Source organism: Mesorhizobium sp. M7A.F.Ca.US.014.04.1.1, assembly GCF_003998745.1.
GTDB classification, from domain to species: Bacteria; Pseudomonadota; Alphaproteobacteria; order Rhizobiales; family Rhizobiaceae; genus Mesorhizobium; species Mesorhizobium ciceri.
In genome coordinates, this window is sequence record NZ_RZRW01000549.1 from 1 (window position 1) to 3,771 (window position 3,771).

General features: G+C 63.8%; 3 protein-coding genes and 1 pseudogene. 1 reads left to right on the forward strand and 3 read right to left on the reverse strand.

The features are described 5' to 3' along the window. Window positions 1–2,016 (reverse strand): molybdopterin cofactor-binding domain-containing protein (locus tag EOA22_RS27190; protein ID WP_164755868.1); only part of this gene is annotated, 2,016 nt, incomplete at its 3' end. A 2-nt stretch (window positions 2,017–2,018) separates the two neighbouring features. Further along, window positions 2,019–2,480 (reverse strand): (2Fe-2S)-binding protein, encoded by a 462-nt coding sequence (locus EOA22_RS27195; RefSeq protein ID WP_063169182.1) that lies wholly within the window; start codon window positions 2,478–2,480, stop codon window positions 2,019–2,021. Between the two features lie 123 nt (window positions 2,481–2,603). On the opposite strand from EOA22_RS27195, the gene EOA22_RS27200 reads away from it, so the two are divergent. Beyond that, complete coding sequence (locus tag EOA22_RS27200) at window positions 2,604–3,200, forward strand: TetR/AcrR family transcriptional regulator (protein ID WP_013529190.1); 597 nt, start codon at window positions 2,604–2,606, stop codon at window positions 3,198–3,200. 33 nt (window positions 3,201–3,233) lie between these two features. On the opposite strand, the pseudogene EOA22_RS27205 reads toward EOA22_RS27200, so the two are convergent. Next, window positions 3,234–3,771 (reverse strand): annotated as a pseudogene (locus EOA22_RS27205) (patatin-like phospholipase family protein); the annotation flags it as partial.

Consider the following 3,771-nt stretch of genomic DNA (forward strand, 5'->3'; position numbering starts at 1 on the left):
GCCGTAGATGGCGGCGGAAATCAACTGCGCCTCGATGATGCCGGGATCGAGCGCGGTGCCGACATCGGCGGCGATCCACACCTTCTCGATGCGGATGCCGGCCGGCGTGTCCGCCACCTGAACGATCTCGCCGACCCAACTGCCGAAGGACAGCGTGAAGGCCATGCCCTTGGCCTTGCCGGCGGGCAGCGCCTCGCCCCATTTCGCCATCGCGGCGACTTTCTCGACCACCTTCACCGCCGAGGGATAGGCGGCCATCAGTCTCTTGCGCATCTCGACCGGATCGATTTTTCCGGCGACCGCGATCTCGTCCATGAAGCCCTCATGGAAGAAGCCGTTGACCGAACTGCCGACCGAACGCCAGGAGCCGACAGGGATGGAGACCGGCGCCGCGATACCCCTGACCCGATAATTCGGGATCGTGTAGGGCTGGTCATAGGCGCCATCGACAATGGTCTTGTCGGGACCGAGCGGCGATACCGAGGGGAACAGCCGGCGCAGCGTACCGGCAATCACCGATGGCGAGGCCATCTTCATGTCGACCGCGATCGGCATGCCATCGTCACCGAGCCGCGCCTGGAACTTGCCGATAGCAGCCGGCCGATAGGCGTCGTGCCGCATGTCTTCTTCACGCGTCCACGTCACCTTGATCGGGCGTCCGCCCGTCTCCTTCGCCATCAGCGCGGCACACAGCGCGTAGTCCATCTCGACGCGCCGGCCGAAACCGCCGCCCATGAAGGTGGTGTGCACATTGATCTTGTCCTGCTCGATGCCGACCGCGTTGGCGCAAAGCTGCCGCACCAGGGTCGGCGCCTGGTTGCCGCACCAGATGTCGAGCGCACCGTCCCTGAACTGTGCCGTGGCGTTCATCGGCTCCATCGTCGCATGCGCCAGATAGGGCACGGCATAGTCTGCCTCGATGATGCTTTCGCGCGGCGCGTCGGCAAAGGCGGTTTCGACATCGCCATTGTCGCGCATCACCGACCCCTTGGTGGCAAGCGCCTGCTTCAGCACATCTGAAATGGCGGCGCTGCTGAGCGGATATTCAGGATCGGACCACTGGGCGTCGATCGCCTCGGCCGCCTTGAATGCTGCCCATGTATTATTCGCGATGATACCGAAGCCATGGCCGTAATTCGTCTCGAGCAGCACGATCTTGATCACCCCAGGCATTTTCTCGGCTTTGGAGAGGTCCGCCTTGACCGGCTTCGACCAGAAGCGCGGGCTCATCTTGACCGTGCCGTAGACCATCTCCGGCAGCCGGACATCGATGCCGAAGATCGGCGCCCCGGTGAGCTTTGCCAGCATGTCGATGCGCTTCTGCGGCTTTCCCAGCAGCTTCCAGTCGGCCCGGTCCTTGAGCCTGACTTCGGCCGGCCGCGCCATCGCGGCGGCAGCCGCGGCGACCGCGCCGTAGGTCAGCGATTTGCCCGACGCCTTGTGCAGGATCGAACCGTCGGCCGTTTCCAGATCGGCCGCCGCGACACCCAGTTTTTGCGCTGCCGCTGCGACCAGCATCTGCCGGGCAGCGGCACCCGCTTGCCGCATCTTGTCAAAACCGTCGCGTGTCGAAGCCGAACCGCCGGTGCCCTGCAGGGCAAGGAATTTGCCGACCACACCGAGACCGGAACGCACCGCCTGCGCGGTCAGGCTTTCATCGAAGAAGGCGAACGGACCGCCCTCCTCGAGGATCGCGGCGTTGTAATAGGCATGGGATGCCGGTCCATGCTCGACCATGACCCGGTCGAGCCCGACGTCGAGTTCCTCTGCGACCATGGCCGCAAGCGTCGTCGAGATGCCTTGCCCCATCTCGGCGCGCGGCGCGACGATGGTGATGGTGTTGTCGGCGCCGATTTTCACATAAGGGTTGAACGTCGCCTCGCCCTTGCCAAGCTCGGCCTCGAGCGGGTTCGGGAACGGCTTGCGATAGTAGTAATAGCCGACGGCAACGCCGCCAGCGACAGCGGCAGCGCCAATCAGAAACGTGCGGCGGGCGATCTTTCCGACACTGGCCATGGTCAGAGCCCCGCCGTCTTGAGCGCCGCGGCCTTTTTGATGGCCGAGCGGATTTTGGGATAGGTGCCGCAGCGGCAGAGATTGCCGCCCATGGCGTTGTCGATGTCGGCATCGCTCGGGTCGGCGACTTCATCGAGCAGCGCCACCGCGCTCATGATCTGGCCGGCCTGGCAGTAGCCGCATTGCGCGACCTGTTCCTCCAGCCATGCCTGCTGCACCGGATGCAGTCCGCCTGCCGTGCCGATGCCTTCAATGGTGGTGACGGCGCCGCCGACCTCGCCGACGGGAAACGAACAGGAACGCACCGGCTGACCGTCGACATGTACAGTGCAGGCGCCGCAGGCGGCGATGCCGCAGCCAAACTTTGGCCCGGTCTTGCCAATGAGATCGCGCAGTGCCCACAGCAGCGGCATGTCCGGATCGGCGTCGATATCGAATGACTGACCGTCGACGGTGAGGCGCATGGGGATACCCTTTGTTGTCGTCCACTGCCAAGGGCGAAGCGGCCTCCCGGCCGTTTCGCTCCGATACAGATTGACAAATTTCGTCATTTTGTCAATTAGGATTTTGCAGGATAGAATTGCTCTATGAACCAGATCGAAGACACCGCCACCGCCGATCCCAAACGCGTCCGTATTCTGGATGGCGCGATGAAGGTGTTTTTGGCCTATGGCTTCTCGCGCACCACCATGGACGACATTGCCCGTGCCGCCGACATGTCGCGCCCGGCGCTCTATCTCCTGTTCAAGAACAAGACCGACATTTTCCGCGCCATCGCCATGATGATCCTGTCGCGCTCGGTCGAGGCGGCAAGGTTTGCCCTATCCGGCGACGGCCCTTTCACCGAGCGCATGATGCGAGCCATCGATGAGGCCTTTATCTCGATGATGAGCGCGGTCGTTGCCTCGCCGCACGGCGCCGAATTGCTGGACATGAAATCGAGCCTTGGCGATCTGGTGGGCTGCTGGCGCGGCGGGCTTGGCCAACACATCGGCGCCGCGATAGAGGGCGAGGCAGCCAGGAACGGCGTCGATCTGGCGGCCAGGGGCCTGTCGGCGCAACTGCTTGCCGACATGCTGCTCGACGGGCTGGAAGGCATGAAGGCGCGGATCAGAGATCCGGAAGGGCAGCGGCAGGCAGCCGCTGCCCTGATCAGGGTGATCGACCTGACCTTGAAAGCATGATTGCGGACCAATCGATGCACATCGATTGGTCGCTCAGGCGCGCCGGCGCTCTGCCTCCGGGTTCTTGCGGGCCGCAAGAAATTCCTTGACCCGCCGGCCGGGTGCCGGACCGCGTACCGGCTTGAAGCCGTCATCCAGTTCGCCGGAGAGATCGAGCGTCGGTCGCTTGCCGACGGCGTCGTAATTCTCTTCCAGCCAGTCGCTGGCGGCGGTGCGGCCGAGATCTCTGAGGTAGGTCAGAAACGCCCATTCGGCGTTGACCTTCGAGGACGCCGACAGGTCCTTGAACGCCTCGTCGGCATCGATGCGGTGCATGCGGATGTCGCGGTACTCGCCATGTGGCAGACGGCCGGCGGCGATCAGCTCCTTGACGAAGGCAATCGAGCGGAATTCGCGCAGCAGCCCGGCGTTGAAGGTGATCTCGTCGATGCGGTTCTGGATCTCGTTGGCGCTTCTTGGTGTTCCCTCGCGCACCACCGGATTGATCTGCACCAGAAGCACGTCCTCGGTCGCAGCCGTCTTGAAGAACGGATAAAGCGCCGGATTGCCGCCATAGCCGCCATCCCAATAG